9 protein-coding genes, 2 tRNA genes, 3 rRNA genes and 1 pseudogene are annotated in these 18,781 nt (G+C 42.3%); 8 read left to right on the top strand and 7 right to left on the bottom strand.

From position 1 onward, the window contains the following. Nucleotides 1-94 precede the first annotated feature (94 nt). The 6 genes from tssH to AMD27_RS16000 are packed head-to-tail and all read left to right on the top strand — an operon-like array spanning nt 95 to nt 7,787. The gene (gene tssH / locus AMD27_RS15975) at nt 95-2,791 is read left to right on the top strand and encodes a type VI secretion system ATPase TssH (protein ID WP_067662509.1); all 2,697 of its coding nucleotides are present in this window, start codon (nt 95-97) and stop codon (nt 2,789-2,791) included. A 26-nt stretch (nt 2,792-2,817) separates the two neighbouring features. Then, nucleotides 2,818-3,933 carry a type VI secretion system protein TssA gene (tssA, locus tag AMD27_RS15980; protein ID WP_067663103.1) on the top strand — a complete coding sequence of 372 codons (1,116 nt, stop codon included), beginning with the start codon at nt 2,818-2,820 and terminating at the stop codon, nt 3,931-3,933. Between the two features lie 6 nt (nt 3,934-3,939). Further along, nucleotides 3,940-5,307: a type VI secretion system baseplate subunit TssK gene (tssK, locus tag AMD27_RS15985; RefSeq protein ID WP_067662512.1), complete on the top strand. Its 1,368-nt coding sequence runs from the start codon at nt 3,940-3,942 to the stop codon at nt 5,305-5,307. Between the two features lie 10 nt (nt 5,308-5,317). Further along, entirely contained in the window at nt 5,318-6,121 is an 804-nt protein-coding gene (gene icmH, locus AMD27_RS15990; protein ID WP_067662515.1) for a type IVB secretion system protein IcmH/DotU, read from the top strand. A gap of 11 nt (nt 6,122-6,132) precedes the next feature. Beyond that, on the top strand, nt 6,133-6,807 hold the full coding sequence (locus AMD27_RS15995; protein ID WP_067662518.1) for a hypothetical protein: 675 nt from the start codon (nt 6,133-6,135) through the stop codon (nt 6,805-6,807). 59 nt (nt 6,808-6,866) lie between these two features. Further along, nucleotides 6,867-7,787 carry a M15 family metallopeptidase gene (locus AMD27_RS16000; protein ID WP_212846471.1) on the top strand — a complete coding sequence of 307 codons (921 nt, stop codon included), beginning with the start codon at nt 6,867-6,869 and terminating at the stop codon, nt 7,785-7,787. A gap of 179 nt (nt 7,788-7,966) precedes the next feature. Here AMD27_RS16000 and AMD27_RS16005 read toward each other — a convergent pair. The 6 genes and pseudogenes from AMD27_RS16005 to AMD27_RS16030 form a co-directional block, all read right to left on the bottom strand. Further along, a pseudogene (locus AMD27_RS16005) lies at nt 7,967-9,116 on the bottom strand (esterase-like activity of phytase family protein); the annotation flags it as partial. A 353-nt stretch (nt 9,117-9,469) separates the two neighbouring features. Then, nucleotides 9,470-9,584, bottom strand: a 5S ribosomal RNA gene (gene rrf / locus AMD27_RS16010). A 165-nt stretch (nt 9,585-9,749) separates the two neighbouring features. Beyond that, nucleotides 9,750-12,644: ribosomal RNA gene (locus AMD27_RS16015) — 23S ribosomal RNA — on the bottom strand. Nucleotides 12,645-13,123: 479 nt separating this feature from the next. Beyond that, a tRNA-Ala gene (locus AMD27_RS16020) sits at nt 13,124-13,199 on the bottom strand. Between the two features lie 73 nt (nt 13,200-13,272). Next, nucleotides 13,273-13,349 (bottom strand) — tRNA-Ile (locus AMD27_RS16025). 61 nt (nt 13,350-13,410) lie between these two features. After that, a 16S ribosomal RNA gene (locus AMD27_RS16030) occupies nt 13,411-14,948 on the bottom strand. The 16S, 23S and 5S rRNA genes sit together here with 2 tRNA genes alongside, the layout of an rRNA operon. A 696-nt stretch (nt 14,949-15,644) precedes the next feature. Between AMD27_RS16030 and AMD27_RS16035 the strand changes: the two genes are divergently transcribed. Together AMD27_RS16035 and AMD27_RS16040 are read left to right on the top strand one after the other, a co-directional pair. Next, nucleotides 15,645-16,562 carry a matrixin family metalloprotease gene (locus AMD27_RS16035; RefSeq protein ID WP_067662524.1) on the top strand — a complete coding sequence of 306 codons (918 nt, stop codon included), beginning with the start codon at nt 15,645-15,647 and terminating at the stop codon, nt 16,560-16,562. 113 nt (nt 16,563-16,675) lie between these two features. Next, nucleotides 16,676-17,050: a hypothetical protein gene (locus AMD27_RS16040; RefSeq protein ID WP_067662527.1), complete on the top strand. Its 375-nt coding sequence runs from the start codon at nt 16,676-16,678 to the stop codon at nt 17,048-17,050. A 116-nt stretch (nt 17,051-17,166) separates the two neighbouring features. Here AMD27_RS16040 and AMD27_RS16045 read toward each other — a convergent pair whose 3' ends face one another. Further along, nucleotides 17,167-18,498, bottom strand: coding sequence for a lytic murein transglycosylase (locus AMD27_RS16045; RefSeq protein WP_067662530.1), 1,332 nt, complete (start codon nt 18,496-18,498; stop codon nt 17,167-17,169). Between the last annotated feature and the right edge of the window lie 283 nt (nt 18,499-18,781).

Genomic DNA, 18,781 nt, shown 5'->3' on the forward strand with positions numbered 1-18,781 from the left:
TTTTTTATATGTTTAGCAATTTGCTAATCAAAATATAAACCGGTTACTTTGTTTATTGTTAAGTAAAATATAAATAATCTTATTGAGAGATCAAATGAATAATTTGAAAATTTTAATTACAAAATTATCGACAACAACAAGAACTGCTTTAGAAAAATCAGCCAATTTCTGTATAAATCAACAAAACTACGAAATCGAAATTGAACATTTGCTGTATGAGCTTCTCAATCAAGCTCAAAAAAATGATTTGTTACTTTTATTAGAAAAATACAAGATCTCAAAAGACGGCTTAGTGGATGATTTAAAAGAAACTATTTCACAGCTTCCTAAGGGCAATGCACGTACACCCATCTTTGCAAAGTCCATTGTTCGCTTACTTGAACAAGCTTGGTTATTGGCCTCGGCTGAACAAAAACCTGTGATTCGTAGTGGACATTTGTTGGTCGCTTTACTGACCGCGCCTGATCTTTATCAAATTGCGATTCGCGCTTCGAGCCTGTTCGATCTGTTTCCTATCGACACCATGAAACATAAGTTTTTAGAGCTTTGTATTAAAAGTGTTGAAAACGAAGTGAATTCTGAGCCTGCTGAAACAATTAGTGAAACGGTCTCTGATGATCAAGCTGAAACGCCCAATTTAAAGACCCCTGCTCTCGACCAATACACGATTAATCTGACTGAAAAAGCCTTGAGTGGAAAAATTGATCCTGTCATTGGTCGTGAATTTGAAATTCGCCTGATGTTGGATATTTTGATGCGTCGTCGTCAGAATAACCCCATTTTAACTGGTGAACCAGGTGTAGGTAAAACCGCTGTGGTTGAGGGCTTAGCGCTCAAAATTGCCAACAACGAAGTACCTGATGCATTAAAAAATGTTCATATTCATGTCTTAGATATGGGACTTCTTCAAGCGGGCGCCAGTGTCAAAGGTGAATTTGAAAATCGTTTAAAGCAGGTCATTAAAGAAGTTCAAAGTTCAGCACATCCCATCATTATTTTCATCGATGAGGCGCACACCTTAATTGGCGCTGGTGGTCAGGCAGGTCAAAACGACGCGGCGAACTTGCTCAAACCTGCGCTGGCACGAGGCGAGCTACGTACCATTGCAGCCACCACTTGGGCGGAATACAAACAATACTTTGAAAAAGATGCCGCGTTGAGCCGTCGTTTCCAAGTGGTTAAAGTGGAAGAGCCGACTGAAGCCGTCGCAATTGATATGCTCCGTGCCATGATTCCTGTCATGGCCAATCATTTTAATTTACAAATTGATGATGAAGCCATTGTGACCGCGGTGCATTCTTCTCATCGTTATATTACTGGTCGTCAACTGCCAGACAAAGCCATTAGCGTGTTAGACACGGCAGCGGCAAGGGTTGCGCTGACGCAAAATGCACAACCGGTAAAATTGGATCAGCTCAAAGCTCAGCAGCATAATCTCAACCTTGAACTGAATATTTTAGAAAATGAACATCAACATTTCCCGATTCACCAAGAACGCTTAGCTCAACTGAAAGACAGTATCGAGCGTTTAGCAAAGGATGTTGAAGATACTGAACAAAGATGGCAAAAAGAGCTCGCTTTAATCCATCAAATTAAGGCACTTGAAGCGCAAGAGACCGATCCCGCTGATCTAGAGAAAAATAAGCAATCTCAAGCAGAGACTGCCAAGATCCGTGCTGAACTGGCTGCATTTCAAGGTCAGGCGCCTTTGGTGTTTGAACGAGTCAACGCCTTTATTATCAATGAAATCATTTCTGACTGGACCGGTATTCCTGTGGGCAAAATGGTCAGTGATGAAATCAAACAAATTTTAAGTTTGGAAGAAAAACTTGAACAGCGGGTGATGGGACAAGACTACGCCTTACATCAACTGGTCCAAGGCATTAAAACCTCTAAAGCAAAACTTGAAGATCCGAATAAGCCTCAAGGCGTGTTCATGTTGGTGGGTCCAAGTGGGGTCGGTAAAACTGAAACGGCGTTGGCACTTGCCAATGAGCTTTATGGCGGTGAATCACACTTAATCACCATCAATATGTCCGAGTACCAAGAAGCACATACGGTATCATCGCTTAAAGGCGCACCTCCAGGTTATGTCGGTTATGGTCAAGGTGGTGTACTTACCGAAGCGGTGCGACGTAATCCATATAGCGTTGTTTTACTTGATGAAATTGAAAAAGCTCACTCAGATGTCCAAGAGCTGTTTTATCAAGTCTTTGACAAGGGCGTGCTTGAAGATGGTGAAGGTCGTTTAATTGATTTTAAAAATACCACGATTTTGTTGACCTCCAATGCGGGCTCCAGTGCGATTATGCAAGCTTGTCTCAATCAACCTGTTGAAGAGTGGCCAAGTGCAGAAGAATTGTTGGAACACTTAAAGCCAAGTTTATATAAACAATTCAAACCTGCATTTTTAGGGCGTATGCGCATCGTGCCTTACTTCCCATTACACGATGATTTGTTAGTGCGTATTATTCATCACAAATTGGGCAAAATTACCGCGCGAATTGAAAAGCAATATCAAACCAAAGTTGAATACAGTGACAACCTTGTGGAGCTGTTACTGAGTCGTTGTACTGAGGTCGACAGTGGTGCACGTAATGTTGATCACATCTTAAGTTCAAGCGTTTTGCCTGAATTGGCAACTCAAATTTTAATCGCTCTAGCAGATCAAAAATTACCGAAGCTGATCAAGATTGACAGCAAAGACAATGATATTGAGTACGTTTTGGATCCAGTCGACAAGCCGGCTAAAAAACGCGCCACCAAAAAAGTGAAAGAAACGGAAGCTTAATCCGTAATGACGAGATTAGTATGATTATGAGTTTAGAACTCGAAACATTATTACAGCCTGTTTCAGCTGATGACATCTGCGGAGATGATCTTTCATTTTCTAACGAGTTTCATGAAATTAAAAAGGCGAAAATCCAAGATGATCCACTGTTAGATTTAGGCGATTGGGTGGCTGAGCCTAAGCAAGCCGATTGGCACTTCGTCGCCAATAAGTCTAGCGAACTTTTGATTCATAAAACCAAAGATATTCGTTTGTTGACGTGGTTAAGCGAGTCGTGGGGTCATCTGTATGGTTTTGAAGGCATTGCCAAGAGTTTAGAACTGGCGCATCGAATGCTGGAACAATATTGGCTCAAAATCTATCCCGAAATTGAAGATGATGATCTAGATCAGCGTTTAGGTTTATTGCAAGGTTTAACCACTCAGCTGCCTGCATTGATTAAGCAAGTGCCGCTTTTAAATACCCAGCCCTTTTACTCATTATTCGATTATGAGAAAATTTTACATCAACAAAACAATCGCTTAAAAAATACGGATGATTCTAATCATGTGAATCAATCTGTAGATTTAGAACAGTTTGACCAAGCACTTTTCAATAGCTCAAAAAGCTTTCAATTTCAAAATTATCAACATTTCACTGAAATATTGGTGCATTGGAATACTTTAAAGCAAGTTCTTGATCAACTGATGGAGTTTGATGCCCCTAGTTTTGCCAGTATCGATTCGCAGCTCGACAGCATTCAAAAAATGCTCAGAAAAATTTATAAAGCGGATGCATTCGATACCGCAGCTGCAAGTCCATCTGCTGCTGTTGAGCAAAGTGCTATTGAACATGCTGATGACATTCAAAATGTGCCGCTGATCATGAATAATAATCAAAACCAGCAATCGTTTCAGCCACAACCACAAAGTCACTTACAGAACCGTGAACAGGCGATGAAAGTACTTCAAGATATCGCAGATTATTTTCAGGCCAATGAACCCCATAGTCCGGTCAGTTATATGCTGCAAAAAACCATTAAGTGGAGCCATATGCCTTTACATGAATGGTTAGCGCAAGTGATTAAAAATGATAACCCTCTCGAGTCTGTTCAAGAATTGCTTGGCGTTCAGAACAACTCAAATGAAACGAATCAATGGTAATTAAGTATGTTTAAAGCGGAAAAAATACTTTGGGGTGAAGGTTTATTTTTAAGACCGCAACACTTTCAATTACAAGACACTTATCATGAGCAGCGACTGAATCAAACCATTCGTTCGATGATCCCGTTTGCCTATGGCGTTCAAGCGCTTCGTTTTGACGAAACTCAGCTGGGCACGCATGTGCTGGCTTTAGAAAGCGTTGAAATGATTTGGCAAGATGGCGAAATTTATGCTGCGCCCAGTCGTGATTTGTTGCCTGAACCAGTGCAACTTGATGATTTAAATTTGCGTGGTGAAGTGACTATTTATTTGGCTCTCTCTATTTTACAACCGAATAAAAAGAACGTCGCATTTGAAGGTTCGGCTCAGCCAAGTCGTTATCATTCATATCTCAATGAAACCCATGATTTGTATACCGACGCCTCACCTGCTGAAATCACCTTAGTGCGTAGACGTGCAGAATTAAAGTTACTCGATGCAAATGTTGATCCAAATCATGATCTGGACGGTTTCTTATATTTACCCATAGGGAAAATTAAGCGTCAAAGTTCAGGCTCTTTTGAAATTGATGCTAAATTTATTCCGCCTATTTTGCATATTGAAGCCTGTGAATCTCTGGTCAGCAATTTAAAACGTACTTTAAATGTGATTAAGGCCAAAATTAAAACTATTCAAACCAATAACCGTGAAAATGAACAGAAACTGATCGAGTTTCGTTCAGGCGATATCGTTTCATTTTGGTTGGTCAATGCACTGAATACCGCGCATTCAACCCTCAGCCATTTATTGCAACATCCTCAGATTCATCCTGAACGTTTATTCTTTGAATTACTACGCTTAACAGGCTCTCTTCTGACCTTCTCGACTGCCTATGAAGTCGATCATTTACCGCAATATAAGCATCATAATTTACAAGAAAGCTTTAGTCAGCTGGATCTAATTTTGCGTGATTTATTGGATACCATTATTTCAAGCCGTTATATCAATATTGGCTTGAAAGAAATTCGACCATCTTATTGGGTCGGTAGTCTTGAGTCTGACAAAATCACGCGTGATTCACGCCTGTATATTGCGGTGTCGAGTACCATGATGCAAACGCATGAATTGGTTCAGATTGTACCGTTACGCTTTAAAGTGGGTACCACGGTCGATGTTGAACAGCGTGTGGTCTCAGCACTTCCAGCGATTCCAATTCATCACTTAATGCAGGTTCCTACTGCCATTCCTGTACGCTCGGGCGTGAATTATTTTGAAATAGAACCTCATCATGATTTGTACCAACGCATGCTTGATTCTGAAACCATCTGTATTTATGTGCCAGCAGGTTTCCAAGACATCACCATCGAATTAATCGCTGTGATGAACGGATCATAAGGAGAGAATCATGAATTTACCGAATGGTGCGCCTTCCCTGTTTGATGATGGTCAAATTGGGGCAGGCTCAACCCCACATAGTCAAGCCAAAATCAGTCAGGCGACCAATTTGGTCGATCTGATGCATGATGGTTTTTATATTGTGTTTTTAATCAAAAACCAATATTTGCCTGATCATCCTGAAACGTTTAGAAATAAAATCATGGATCAGTTGAATCGCTTTGAGCAGCAAGCCAAAAAGCTACAATTTTCTGCTGAAGATATCCATGATGCCAAATATGCTTATTGTGCTTTGCTGGATGAAACCATTGTCACTCAACAAGATCCAAGCTTTTTTCATTTGCAAAATGCATGGCTGATTAGTCCATTACAGCTCAGTCTTTTTGGTTCTCAGTTAGCAGGCTATCGTTTCTTTGATACGCTCGAACATATTCGCGCGCGTGGAAAAGACCGTCTTGCCGCACTCGAAGTGTTTCATTACTGTTTACTGCTGGGCTTTCAAGGCAAGTATCGCATTGAGTCGATTGAAAGTTTAAATCATCTCGTGGCACGTGTCGGTGATGAAATTGATTATTTAAAAGGTAAGAAAGCGGCATTCTCTCCATTTTCAGCACTACCTGATCAGATTAAAAATATCATCCACCGCGAGCTTCCATTCACCTGGATTCTACTGTTCTTACTCTTGTTTGCTTTACTTGCTTTTAGTGGTCTGCGTTATATGCTCAATAAGCAAGATCAAACGGCAATGGCTCAGTACAATAATGTGATTAGTGCCCCTGCTGAACAAGCCCATATCACCATTCACTTACCATAAAGAATAAGAATATGACTCAAGAAAAAAAAGTAATACGGGTACTCACACCGAACAAAAAGGCGAAAAAATTCTCTCCCATGCTGTTTGGCATAATTGGAACGGCTTTTGGTGTGATTGCCACGTCGGTATTACTTTTTACTTTCTTGAAAGAAGATTCAAGCTCAGCTGCGATACAGACTCAAAATCATAAATCGGCTGAATCCATTGCTGCCGTGCCCCCTAAGCCGACGACTGAGACACTCACTGCGCAAACCGATCAAAACAATCAAGCCGTTGAACAAGCCCCTGAAGTCGAAATGGATGACGAGCATGAAGGTTTTAATCAGCCTCAGCCGAAATTAAATGAAATCACGCAAGTATTCCAACATAAAAAAGAAGCGCCTGTTGCAACAGTAGCTGAACCGAAACCCAGTGGAAATCCATTTGATACTTTTAAGCCAGCACCCAAACCTGTAGCTGCCGCAGCTGTACCTAGACCTAAACCTAGCCTCCCTGAGAAAGCTTTACCAGGCAAAACGTCTGTTCCTGCACAACCTACAGTTAAAGCTGCGGTTAAACCCGAGCCAATGACAGCGAAAACTGCTGCTAAAGAGCCTCAGAAAGCCAAAGCTGCCGAAAAAGAAGCAGACTATGAGGTTCCTCATGCCACAGTGCAAATTGCAGTTACTCGTTCAGTGAAAGAATAAATTCCGTGATTGTTTTTATTATCGTAAGTTTCATTGTGCTTGTGTTTGCACTGGCACTGATGATGTCCTATGAATTACGCACAAAATCGAAAGATTTTATTCATGGCCTACTTCCGCACGGTAAAAAAAGACTGATCTCTGCCAAAAATTTCGCCCAGCAGATGAATCATGCGGCAGCCATTGAACAAACCCAATCACACTGGCATTTACAACAGTGGTGGATTCTGGTTGCAGGCTTTTTATTATTGTCCAGTATTATGCTATTCGCATTTACCCAACCTATCGACCCTACTCGCGTTGAAGCCAACTATTTAAGAGTCTCTGACCCTCAAATTTATAACTTACTGAATGGTGATATTCTCTCTCCCCCTCCGGTGGTAGAAGAAGCACTGGTGGATGCTGCGATTATAGAAGCGGTGCGTCTTGAAGCAGAATATACAGCACAAGCTGGGGTCATTGGCTCAACCGCGATTCCAAATGTCGTAGAAAATGCCGAGTTTTCCAATGGCCATCTTGATACGTCTATGGTGAATCGTAAATGGGACAAAATGCATCCGCGCTATAAACAGCGCTTACTCATGGTCTTTAAAATCATGAAGGAACAACATGGTTATGAGCTGGTATTGTTAGAAGGCTATCGTAGTCCTGCACGACAAAATAATTTATCGCAGAATAAAGCCACAACCCTAGCAACGGCTTATCGAAGCTTTCATCAATTTGGGCTTGCAGCAGATGTTGCCTTTAAACGTGATGGCAAAGTGGTGATTTCAGAGCGTGATCCATGGGCAATGAGAGGCTATCAGCTTTATGGTCAAACTGCTGAGTCTGTAGGGCTGGTTTGGGGGGGGCGATGGACGAAAATCCATGACTATGGACATACTGAATACCGTCTACCTGGTTTAACGCGAGATCGAGCAACCCATGATCGTTTGATTGCGGAAGCTGCTCAAGGTAACTTGATGGCAAATGCGATTGAATAGAATTTTGGTTTTTAAACAGATTTAAAATTTTCCAAAAATCTTAATACTTGAGCATTTAGATTTTTTTTAAAAAAGCTACTATGGCTTTTACACTGGCAACCTTCTTGCTTACTTAAATGCGATAGCGATTGATAAGAGTAATTTATTAAGATGCTTAGGGCCCTACTCAACTGATTCCATTAAAATAATTTAGCGGGAAGTTTAATTTGAATCACTTCATTGTCATCCGCCAAATGTTTATTTCGGCCACTTGAACCCGGAAAATTATTATCATTCAACACAGTAATCAAATCTGGACCTTCAATAATAATATCTCCAATGGTTTGAAATGGAAATCCAAAGCGCTCACCTGTTGCAATATCGCCCTGACGAGGCGTGCCAAACAATAAATCAGGATTTACGATATCCATTAAATTGACTAATTCTGAACGCTGTACTGATGTTCTATGATCTTGAAATTTGATTTTAATTAACTTCTTATAGCCCGCGATATTATTTTCAGTGTCATCCCGTTCAATAATGATGCCTTCATTTGCATTAGAAAGCTGAAAATCACCAATGGCTGTTGCCTTACTGTCTAAATCAAAATAATAGGTTTTGCCTGTCTAAGCTTTCTTTTGTATATCGAACTCGGAAATGAGTAATCGTGCATGAAGTTCATTCACCAAAGGCTTTTCAATAAGGGGATATAAAAATTGACCATCTGTTGAAATCGCCATCCCTTCAAAACCACCGCTACGCTGGACCAAAGGCTCTACAATATTATTCGCTATTTTATTCAGCTGGTTTTGAGGCGATCTTAATTCAGCATTTGCTAAGGTTGGATGGGGAAGCGAAATTGGAGGACTTTGTAAAACGCCTTCTGCATTAAAATGTAGCAGATAGAGGCCAAACTCATCGCCTATCCAGATATCTCCATTAGGCGCACGTTGCATTGATTCAGGATCAAAATCAGCCCCAAGTAAGCAAGCGTTCCTGTGTGCCTTCCTGCACAATATCAAAGGGAATCAGTTTATTGGGATCTTTCAGTTGGATATACGACAAATGCTGAACTTGACCCTGCCCGCTATGCTTTGTCCTGAGATCAGTAGAAATATAGTGAAGACGAAGCAAATAATCAGACGAGTTATCTTGTGCACCGAAACCATTATCCGACATCACCAAATAGGTACCATCTTTATTCTTTAATGCTGCAGAAAAACCCTGCACAGGCTGCCCTTTAAACATTGGAAAAATGCCATTGGCACCTTTCACATCTTTACCTGAATCAGGTCCTTCAGCATAAGTTGTGACGTCTAATTTTGAAAATCCCACTAAAGTTGGTGCTGTGATCGGCTTGATTGATTCTACTTCATCTTAATGAGAATCATTGCAACCTAAAAGTGCAGTTAACGAAAGTACTAGTGCTGAATATTTAAACAATCTCATGATTTATCTAATCTTTTATTTTCATCTTATTCTTTGTAGGGCATTTGGATGACATTCATATGTCGAAATCATGTCGAAATCATGTCGAAATCATGTCGAAATCATGTCGAAATCATGTCGAAATCATGTCGAAATCATGTCGATTGAGTGAATGAACCTCAATTTCAGCAAGCTTTTTATCCTCATATTTTAAAATCCCAATAAAAAACACCCCCTTCATCATTAAGATGAAGGGGGTGTTTTAGGAATTAATGAGCTGGCGATGACTTACTCTCACATGGGTAACCCCACACTACCATCAGCGCGAAGAGGTTTCACTTCTGAGTTCGGGAAGGGATCAGGTGGTTCACTCTTGCTATTGTCGCCAGCACAACTGTTTATGGATACTTGCATTGGTCTTATTTAGATGCCAAGGCGTTCTACCAAAAGAGTTATTAACAGAATAATATTTGAGTTGCAGTTTAGGTACTTGCGATTACTAAATCAAGGTTTTTGTATCAATTAGATCAACAACACCAACTGTTTGGGTGTTGTATAGTCAAGCCTCACGAGTAATTAGTATTGGTCAGCTTCACATATCACTATGCTTCCACATCCAACCTATCAACGTTGTAGTCTTCAACGGCTCTTTAGAGGACATATAGTCCTAGGGAAATCTAATCTTGAGGTAGGCTTCCCGCTTAGATGCTTTCAGCGGTTATCCCTTCCGAACATAGCTACCCGGCGATGCGACTGGCGTCACAACCGGTACACCAGAGGTTCGTCCACTCTGGTCCTCTCGTACTAGGAGCAGATCCTCTCAAATTTCCAACGCCCACGGTAGATAGGGACCGAACTGTCTCACGACGTTCTAAACCCAGCTCGCGTACCTCTTTAAATGGCGAACAGCCATACCCTTGGGACCTGCTTCAGCCCCAGGATGAGATGAGCCGACATCGAGGTGCCAAACACCGCCGTCGATATGAACTCTTGGGCGGTATCAGCCTGTTATCCCCAGAGTACCTTTTATCCGTTGAGCGATGGCCCTTCCATACAGAACCACCGGATCACTAAGACCTACTTTCGTACCTGCTCGACTTGTGGGTCTCGCAGTTAAGCGCGCTTTTGCCTTTATACTCTACGCGTGATTTCCGACCACGCTGAGCGCACCTTCGTACTCCTCCGTTACTCTTTAGGAGGAGACCGCCCCAGTCAAACTACCCACCAGACATGGTCCTCGCTCCAGATTATGGAGCAGAGTTAGAACCTCAATATTACCAGGGTGGTATTTCAAGATTGGCTCCACTTGAACTAGCGTCCAAGTTTCAAAGCCTCCCACCTATCCTACACAAGTAAGATCAAAGTTCAATGTCAAGCTGCAGTAAAGGTTCACGGGGTCTTTCCGTCTAGCCGCGGGTACACCGCATCTTCACGGCGAATTCGATTTCACTGAGTCTCTGCTGGAGACAGCGCCCCCATCATTATGCCATTCGTGCAGGTCGGAACTTACCCGACAAGGAATTTCGCTACCTTAGGACCGTTATAGTTACGGCCGCCGTTTACTGGGGCTTCGATCAAGAGCTTCGCTTACGCTAACCCCATCAATTAACCTTCCAGCACCGGGCAGGCATCACACCCTATACGTCCACTTTCGTGTTTGCAGAGTGCTATGTTTTTAATAAACAGTTGCAGGGGCCTGGTTTCTGTGGCTATCAATAGCTCAGGAAGTAAATTCCATCACCGTCGACAGCGTACCTTCTCCCGAAGTTACGGTACCATTTTGCCTAGTTCCTTCAGCAGAGTTCTCTCAAGCGCTTTGGTCTACTCGACCTGACCACCTGTGTCGGTTTAGGGTACGATTCCTGTGTAACTGAAGCTTAGAGACTTTTCCTGGAAGTATGGTATCAGCCACTTCGCTAATAAATTAGCTTGCTATCAGTTCTCAGCATAGAGCACCCCGGATTTGCCTAAGATGCATGCCTACTACCTTTCACCTGGACAACCAACGCCAGGCTGACTTAACCTTCTCCGTCCTCTCATCGCATTACACAGAAGTATTGGAATATTAACCAATTTCCCATCGACTACGCCTCTCGGCCTCGCCTTAGGGGTCGACTCACCCAGCCCCGATTAACGTTGGACTGGAACCCTTGGTCTTTCAGCGAACGAGTTTTTCACTCGTTTTGTCGTTACTCACGTCAGCATTCGCACTTCTGATACCTCCAGCAGACTTCTCAATCCACCTTCATCGGCTTACAGAACGCTCCCCTACCACTTGCAATAAATTGCAAATCCGCAGCTTCGGCATATAGTTTTAGCCCCGTTACATCTTCCGCGCAGGCCGACTCGACTAGTGAGCTATTACGCTTTCTTTAAAGGATGGCTGCTTCTAAGCCAACCTCCTAGCTGTCTATGCCTTCCCACATCGTTTCCCACTTAACTATAATTTTGGGGCCTTAGCTGGCGGTCTGGATTGTTTTCCTCTTGACTACGGACGTTAGCACCCGCAGTCTGTCTCCCGGATAGTACTCATTGGTATTCGGAGTTTGCATCGGTTTGGTAAGTCGGGATGACCCCCTAGCCGAAACAGTGCTCTACCCCCAATGGTATTCGTCCGAGGCGCTACCTAAATAGCTTTCGGGGAGAACCAGCTATCACCAGGCTTGATTAGCCTTTCACCCCTATCCACAAGTCATCCCCTGGCTTTTCAACGACAGTGGGTTCGGTCCTCCAGTTAGTGTTACCCAACCTTCAACCTGCTCATGGATAGATCGCCTGGTTTCGGGTCTACACCCAGCAACTAAACGCCCTATTAAGACTCGATTTCTCTACGGCTCCCCTATTCGGTTAACCTTGCTACTGAATGTAAGTCGCTGACCCATTATACAAAAGGTACGCAGTCACCGGACTCAATGCCGGCTCCCACTGCTTGTATGCATGCGGTTTCAGGATCTATTTCACTCCCCTCACAGGGGTTCTTTTCGCCTTTCCCTCACGGTACTGGTTCACTATCGGTCAGTCAGGAGTATTTAGCCTTGGAGGATGGTCCCCCCATATTCAGACAAGGTTTCACGTGCCCCGCCCTACTCGACATCATCATATAAGCCCTTTCGTGTACAGGACTATCACCCACTACGGTTGCACTTCCCAGAGCATTCCACTAGAACTTATATGACTTAATGGGCTTTTCCCCGTTCGCTCGCCGCTACTAAGGGAATCTCAATTGATTTCTTTTCCTAAGGGTACTGAGATGTTTCACTTCCCCTCGTTCGCCTTGCAACACTATGTATTCATGTTGCAATACCTACCTTATGGTAAGTGGGTTTCCCCATTCAGAAATCTCCGGATCACAGGATATTTGCCGCCTCCCCGGAGCTTATCGCAGGCTATTACGTCTTTCATCGCCTCTGACTGCCAAGGCATCCACCACATGCACTTAATTACTTGACTATACAACCCCAAACAGTCGTAGTACTTTACAAGCAGTACTAGGACAGAAGTCACTTACGTTACTTCATACAGTTCGTTGTTTCGTGTATTTAAACACTATATAGCTTCAATCTAATTCATATACCAAAACGCTTGATTCAGTTAATCGCTAGTTTCTCATCACTTCACTTTCATTCAATCGTTTCACTTGCGTGTAACAATTCAATGTCAATTTAGTTCTGAGCCTTAAACAATTTATTTCAACTCAAATATATTCTGTTAATGATTGCTCTAGCCTTCGTCAGGTCTAGAAACTGTGATAAATCACAGAGATTACCAAGTCCGCATATCTTAATGCTTGTACTTGTTAATCTCTATAAGCTATCTAGCTGTTTGCTTGTTTTGCATTCGAACATCGCTTCGTTTGATTAAAGCCTGCGCGAAGCATAGCTTCTTGCTTTAAATTTCAAGGAAAAGCATGCTTTTCTTGTCTTGAAATTTGGTGGAGACTAACGGAGTCGAACCGTTGACCTCCTGCGTGCAAAGCAGGCGCTCTACCAACTAAGCTAAGTCCCCAGCTTATCATATAGATTCGATATATCTTCTTATCCTTCACTCCGATGAATTGCTTCATCTTCGTTCGTTAGATTGGTGGGTCTGACAAGATTTGAACTTGTGACCCCACGCTTATCAAGCGTGTGCTCTAACCAACTGAGCTACAGACCCTCAGATACATCTTCATGAAGAACAACTTGTTGTGGATTCTTACCGATCGTCAATCTTTCGTTAAGGAGGTGATCCAGCCGCAGGTTCCCCTACGGCTACCTTGTTACGACTTCACCCCAGTCATCGGCCACACCGTGGTAAGCGTCCCCCCTAAGGTTAGACTACCTACTTCTGGTGCAACAAACTCCCATGGTGTGACGGGCGGTGTGTACAAGGCCCGGGAACGTATTCACCGCGGCATTCTGATCCGCGATTACTAGCGATTCCGACTTCATGGAGTCGAGTTGCAGACTCCAATCCGGACTACGATCGGCTTTTTGAGATTAGCATCCTATCGCTAGGTAGCAACCCTTTGTACCGACCATTGTAGCACGTGTGTAGCCCTGGTCGTAAGGGCCATGATGACTTGACGTCGTCCCCGCCTTCCTCCAGTTTGTCACTGGCAGTATCCTTAAAGTTCCCGGCTTAACCCGCTGGCAAATAAGGAAAAGGGTTGCGCTCGTTGCGGGACTTAACCCAACATCTCACGACACGAGCTGACGACAGCCATGCAGCACCTGTATCAGAGTTCCCGAAGGCACCAATCCATCTCTGGAAAGTTCTCTGTATGTCAAGACCAGGTAAGGTTCTTCGCGTTGCATCGAATTAAACCACATGCTCCACCGCTTGTGCGGGCCCCCGTCAATTCATTTGAGTTTTAGTCTTGCGACCGTACTCCCCAGGCGGTCTACTTATCGCGTTAGCTGCGCCACTAAAGTCTCAAAGACCCCAACGGCTAGTAGACATCGTTTACGGCATGGACTACCAGGGTATCTAATCCTGTTTGCTCCCCATGCTTTCGTACCTCAGTGTCAGTATTAGGCCAGATGGCTGCCTTCGCCATCGGTATTCCTCCAGATCTCTACGCATTTCACCGCTACACCTGGAATTCTACCATCCTCTCCCATACTCTAGCCAACCAGTATCGAATGCAATTCCTAAGTTAAGCTCAGGGATTTCACATTTGACTTAATTGGCCACCTACGCACGCTTTACGCCCAGTAAATCCGATTAACGCTTGCACCCTCTGTATTACCGCGGCTGCTGGCACAGAGTTAGCCGGTGCTTATTCTGCGAGTAACGTCCACTATCTCAGAGTATTAATCCAAGTAGCCTCCTCCTCGCTTAAAGTGCTTTACAACCAAAAGGCCTTCTTCACACACGCGGCATGGCTGGATCAGGGTTCCCCCCATTGTCCAATATTCCCCACTGCTGCCTCCCGTAGGAGTCTGGGCCGTGTCTCAGTCCCAGTGTGGCGGATCATCCTCTCAGACCCGCTACAGATCGTCGCCTTGGTAGGCCTTTACCCCACCAACTAGCTAATCCGACTTAGGCTCATCTATTAGCGCAAGGTCCGAAGATCCCCTGCTTTCCCCCGTAGGGCGTATGCGGTATTAGCAGTCGTTTCCAACTGTTGTCCCCCACTAATAGGCAGATTCCTAAGTATTACTCACCCGTCCGCCGCTAAGTTAGGTAGCAAGCTACCTTCCCCCGCTCGACTTGCATGTGTTAAGCCTGCCGCCAGCGTTCAATCTGAGCCATGATCAAACTCTTCAGTTTAATATTGCTTAGTACCTTAAAGGGTACCAATCTTGGCTCATCAATCTTCTGACAAATATTTCTCAAATAAACTTCGAGTAATTTCTACCAGTAAATCAATGAAAATAATTTCGATCGATCAATCAGTAAAAATCCACACAAGTTGTTCTTCATAATCTCTTAATGATCTTTCTAACACCTCGTCAGTGCTAGAAGCTGGACTTCAATAAACTTAACAACTCAGCCAATCAGCTTCGTTCGCTTCCGTCTATCTCGTCGGTATGCAGCGTATTCTATACAGTTTTATTTCTAGCGCAACCCCTTATTTCATTGAATTACACTGGGTGATGGTTTTTTCTACCATTTCGATAAAATAAATGATTTTTCACTCATTTTTTAATCATTTTGCAGTTTTATTTTCATTATTTATTTTGAATTACATTCAATTTTTCATTTCTAGATGTGCTTTTGCAAGGCTTTAGCTATAAAAACATCCTACTTCCACACATTTGATCATTTTTAATTTGAAAAACACATTCAAATAGCATTTTGTCTTTAAACCATCTTCATTCTTTCTATATAAAGTATCAGACACGAGTTGAGATCATCTTCTCTATAGCGCTATATAAGCATCAACAATCAGTGTGTTCATATTATTGTCAATTTTATAATTTCCTATACATTATTTGAGATTGAATAGTTTTTAAGATCCTTGTTATGCGATTTCTGCTTCTATGTGCACTTGTGATCGTTTTGATTTTTTTCGCCTCTCAGCGGATGTTCAATCCTCAGTTGAATCACAACGCTGTGACCGATCGTTTACAGCATCCTTTAGATACACGTTTGCGTTATAGAATTGGTAATGTAGATCCCCGCTTTAATATTTCTCCTGAACAGCTTCAAAATTTAGCTCAGCAAGCCACTGACATTTGGTTTTTGGGTACGCAAAAGCAGTTTTTTGTTTATGACCCCAATGCTCGGCTGAGTATTAATTTGATTTATGACCAAAGACAAGCGGATACAGAAGCCAGAAATACTCAAATCACCCATATAGAGCAACATCGTACTTATACAGACAACGAACGACACAAGCTAAATCAGCTCGAATCTGACTTAAATGTCTATAAACAGCAGATTGACCAGCTCAAAATCAACTATCAAGATAAATTAAATCACTATAACCAGCAGGTTGAAAAGTTTAATCAATCTCAGCAGCCACGCTCACAAGCAAACTTAGGCCATTTAAATTTTCAAAAACAACAATTGCAGTATGATCAGCAACAATTAGAACAGCAAATTGAAGGATTTAATCAGAAGGTCGCTGTGCTGAATACTCAAGTCGATAACGTCAATCAAATGAATCAACAATTCAATCAATCCGTCGATGAATTCAATCATCGTTTTCAACCCAGATTGTTCGATAAAGGTTTATTTAATGGTCTTGAAATTAATATTTACGAATTCCAATCAGACGATGATTTGAGATTAACGCTGGCTCATGAGTTTGGACATGCCTTAGGACTCAATCACAGTGCAGAACCTCACTCTTTAATGTATCCCGTGCTTGAACAGCAGGATTTCAAAAACTTTAGCTTAACCACAGCAGATTTAGCCTTGCTTGAAAATAGACCTTAACATTGTGATTATGGTAAATGAAAACCCATACTTTTTTAAGTATTTCAAGCTTAGAAATTCTATTTTTCATAATTCATGTTATGGTGTGAACTGATTATATAGAGGAGATTGCCGTGAGTTATTATCATCTTATTTTAGAAGTAAATGATCATATCAGCACGATTGAAGAAACTCGTGATATTGAAATCTTTGATATCGTCGAAATTCAACCTTATCTATACTCTATTTTATTGCCTTATTTTAATCAGCAGCTGATTGAGCTTGAAGAAGAAAATATCAAGTTTGAAGATGTTTTACATCTTGAAGTCAAACAGACTTTACTGCCGATTCAAGACTTGATCGAAGAAGAGCAGAAACAACTGCCAAGCGATACCGATATCACCATTACTGCGCATGAAATCTTTAATGATCGTGAACTCTGCCAAGACGTGACCCATGTTATTTTTGATTTACTTGATGCAGTAAAACTAGATACCTCTTCGATTTAATCAATCTCAGTTGCAAAGTCTAAAAAGGTCTGCATCAAGCAGACCTTTTTATGTCTTAGATTTAGATCAAGCACAGCAGACCCAAGCCAGAAAGCGTCGATCTGCGCTCAACATGATTATTGCTGCAACATCAGTTTGGCATTTTCATTTCTAAATGCACGCAAGATATTTTGCCCAGCACGACCTGTTGGACTTAAGCCCAAACGGGTTTGTTCACGCTGAATCGCTTGACGGGTTTTGTCACCAATCAAACCATCCACAGCCCCAATGTCATAGCCACGGTTAATCAGGAACTGTTGAATTTCACGACGCTCTGCCCGTGATGTGCCTGCATCATCGGTTGGCCATGCTTTACTCAACACAGGTTTACCCTGCATTCGATCTGACAAATGCGCAATCGCCAATGCATAACTTTCTGCTGCATTATAACTATATATAGCATCGAAATTTTTAAAGACCAAAAAGGTTGGACCATTAATCCCTGCTGGAGACATCAGACCCGCTTGCGAGCTTTCAGATAAATTGCCTTGAATTAAGGGTGCCCCATCTGCACGTGTTAAACCACGATTCACCCAAGAAGCTAAAGATTTCTTATTGCGACGACCTTCACCTGAAATTGAAGTACCCACAGGTACATTCACTTCAAAGCCCCAAGGCTGCCCAGTCTGCCAGCCGCGTTTCTTCAAGAAATTTGCTGTTGACGCCAAAGCATCTGATGTACTTGAGACCAAATCACGACGACCATCACCATCGAAATCCACTGCAAGCTCTTCATAGGTGCTTGGCATAAATTGAGTATGACCAAACGCACCCGCCCACGAGCCTTTTAATTGATCTTCAGTTAAGTCGCCACGCTGTAAAATACGCATGGTGGCAAAAAACTCACCTCTGAAATAACTTTGACGACGCCCTTCACAGCTCAAGGTACCTAAAGCTTGCAATAGTGGATATTTGCCTGAGATATCACCAAAATTACTTTCTACCCCCCAAACTGCAACGATGGTCTCAACTGGCACACCATAGACACTCGATGCACGACTGAGTACATCATGATGTTGCGCAAGCTTTTGTTTTCCAGCAGCCACGCGTTCGTCATCGACAAGGCCCGACAAATAATCCCAAATCGGTGTTGAGAACTCAGGTTGATAGTTCAACTTTTCAATCACTGAATAATCCGGCGTCAAGTTTTGAGTATAACGATCATAGGTTGAAGCACTAACACCTGCAGAAATCGCTTGCGAACGTAAATTTGAAATACAGGCTTGAAAATTATTTTGAGGATTGAACTGTTGTGGCGCGACTGGCGCAGATGAAATTGCTGGGCTTGAAGTCGAAATCGTAGGACTTGAAGTCGATGTGGCCGTACGCTGATTATGAATAATAAGCTCAGCCTGAGCATGAGTCACCGCCAAAAATAACGAACCGAGAACAACCGATAAACGATGCATAGCTTTCCACTAATCTTTTAAATTTAAATTATGGCTTCAACATAGCATTCTGAAGGAAAAATTAAAGCGCCAAATGGTAAATTTAAATTCATTTTCTCCACTTTAAATTCATAGTTTCATTTTTAAAGTTAAATCTTATCCACACAGCAAAAGATATCAACAAGCAGATAAACCACACTTTGAATTTAAAATTTAAAAACAGAAATGATATTGTGCCTGTGGATAACTTAACTGATACAAATCAAAGCCAACATGAATAAATATTTTTTAAATTCATTATTTA

Source organism: Acinetobacter sp. TGL-Y2, assembly GCF_001612555.1.
GTDB lineage: Bacteria > Pseudomonadota > Gammaproteobacteria > Pseudomonadales > Moraxellaceae > Acinetobacter.

Bases quoted from the DNA above. Each gene is read 5' to 3' on its own strand.
- AMD27_RS15995 (WP_067662518.1), top strand. From the start codon at position 6,133: ATGACTCAAGAAAAAAAAGTAATACGGGTACTCACACCGAACAAAAAG.
- AMD27_RS16000 (WP_212846471.1), top strand. From the start codon at position 6,867: ATGATGTCCTATGAATTACGCACAAAATCGAAAGATTTTATTCATGGC.
- AMD27_RS16045 (WP_067662530.1), bottom strand. From the start codon at position 18,498: ATGCATCGTTTATCGGTTGTTCTCGGTTCGTTATTTTTGGCGGTGACT.
- tssA (WP_067663103.1), top strand. From the start codon at position 2,818: ATGAGTTTAGAACTCGAAACATTATTACAGCCTGTTTCAGCTGATGAC.
- AMD27_RS16035 (WP_067662524.1), top strand. From the start codon at position 15,645: ATGCGATTTCTGCTTCTATGTGCACTTGTGATCGTTTTGATTTTTTTC.
- tssK (WP_067662512.1), top strand. From the start codon at position 3,940: ATGTTTAAAGCGGAAAAAATACTTTGGGGTGAAGGTTTATTTTTAAGA.
- tssH (WP_067662509.1), top strand. From the start codon at position 95: ATGAATAATTTGAAAATTTTAATTACAAAATTATCGACAACAACAAGA.
- icmH (WP_067662515.1), top strand. From the start codon at position 5,318: ATGAATTTACCGAATGGTGCGCCTTCCCTGTTTGATGATGGTCAAATT.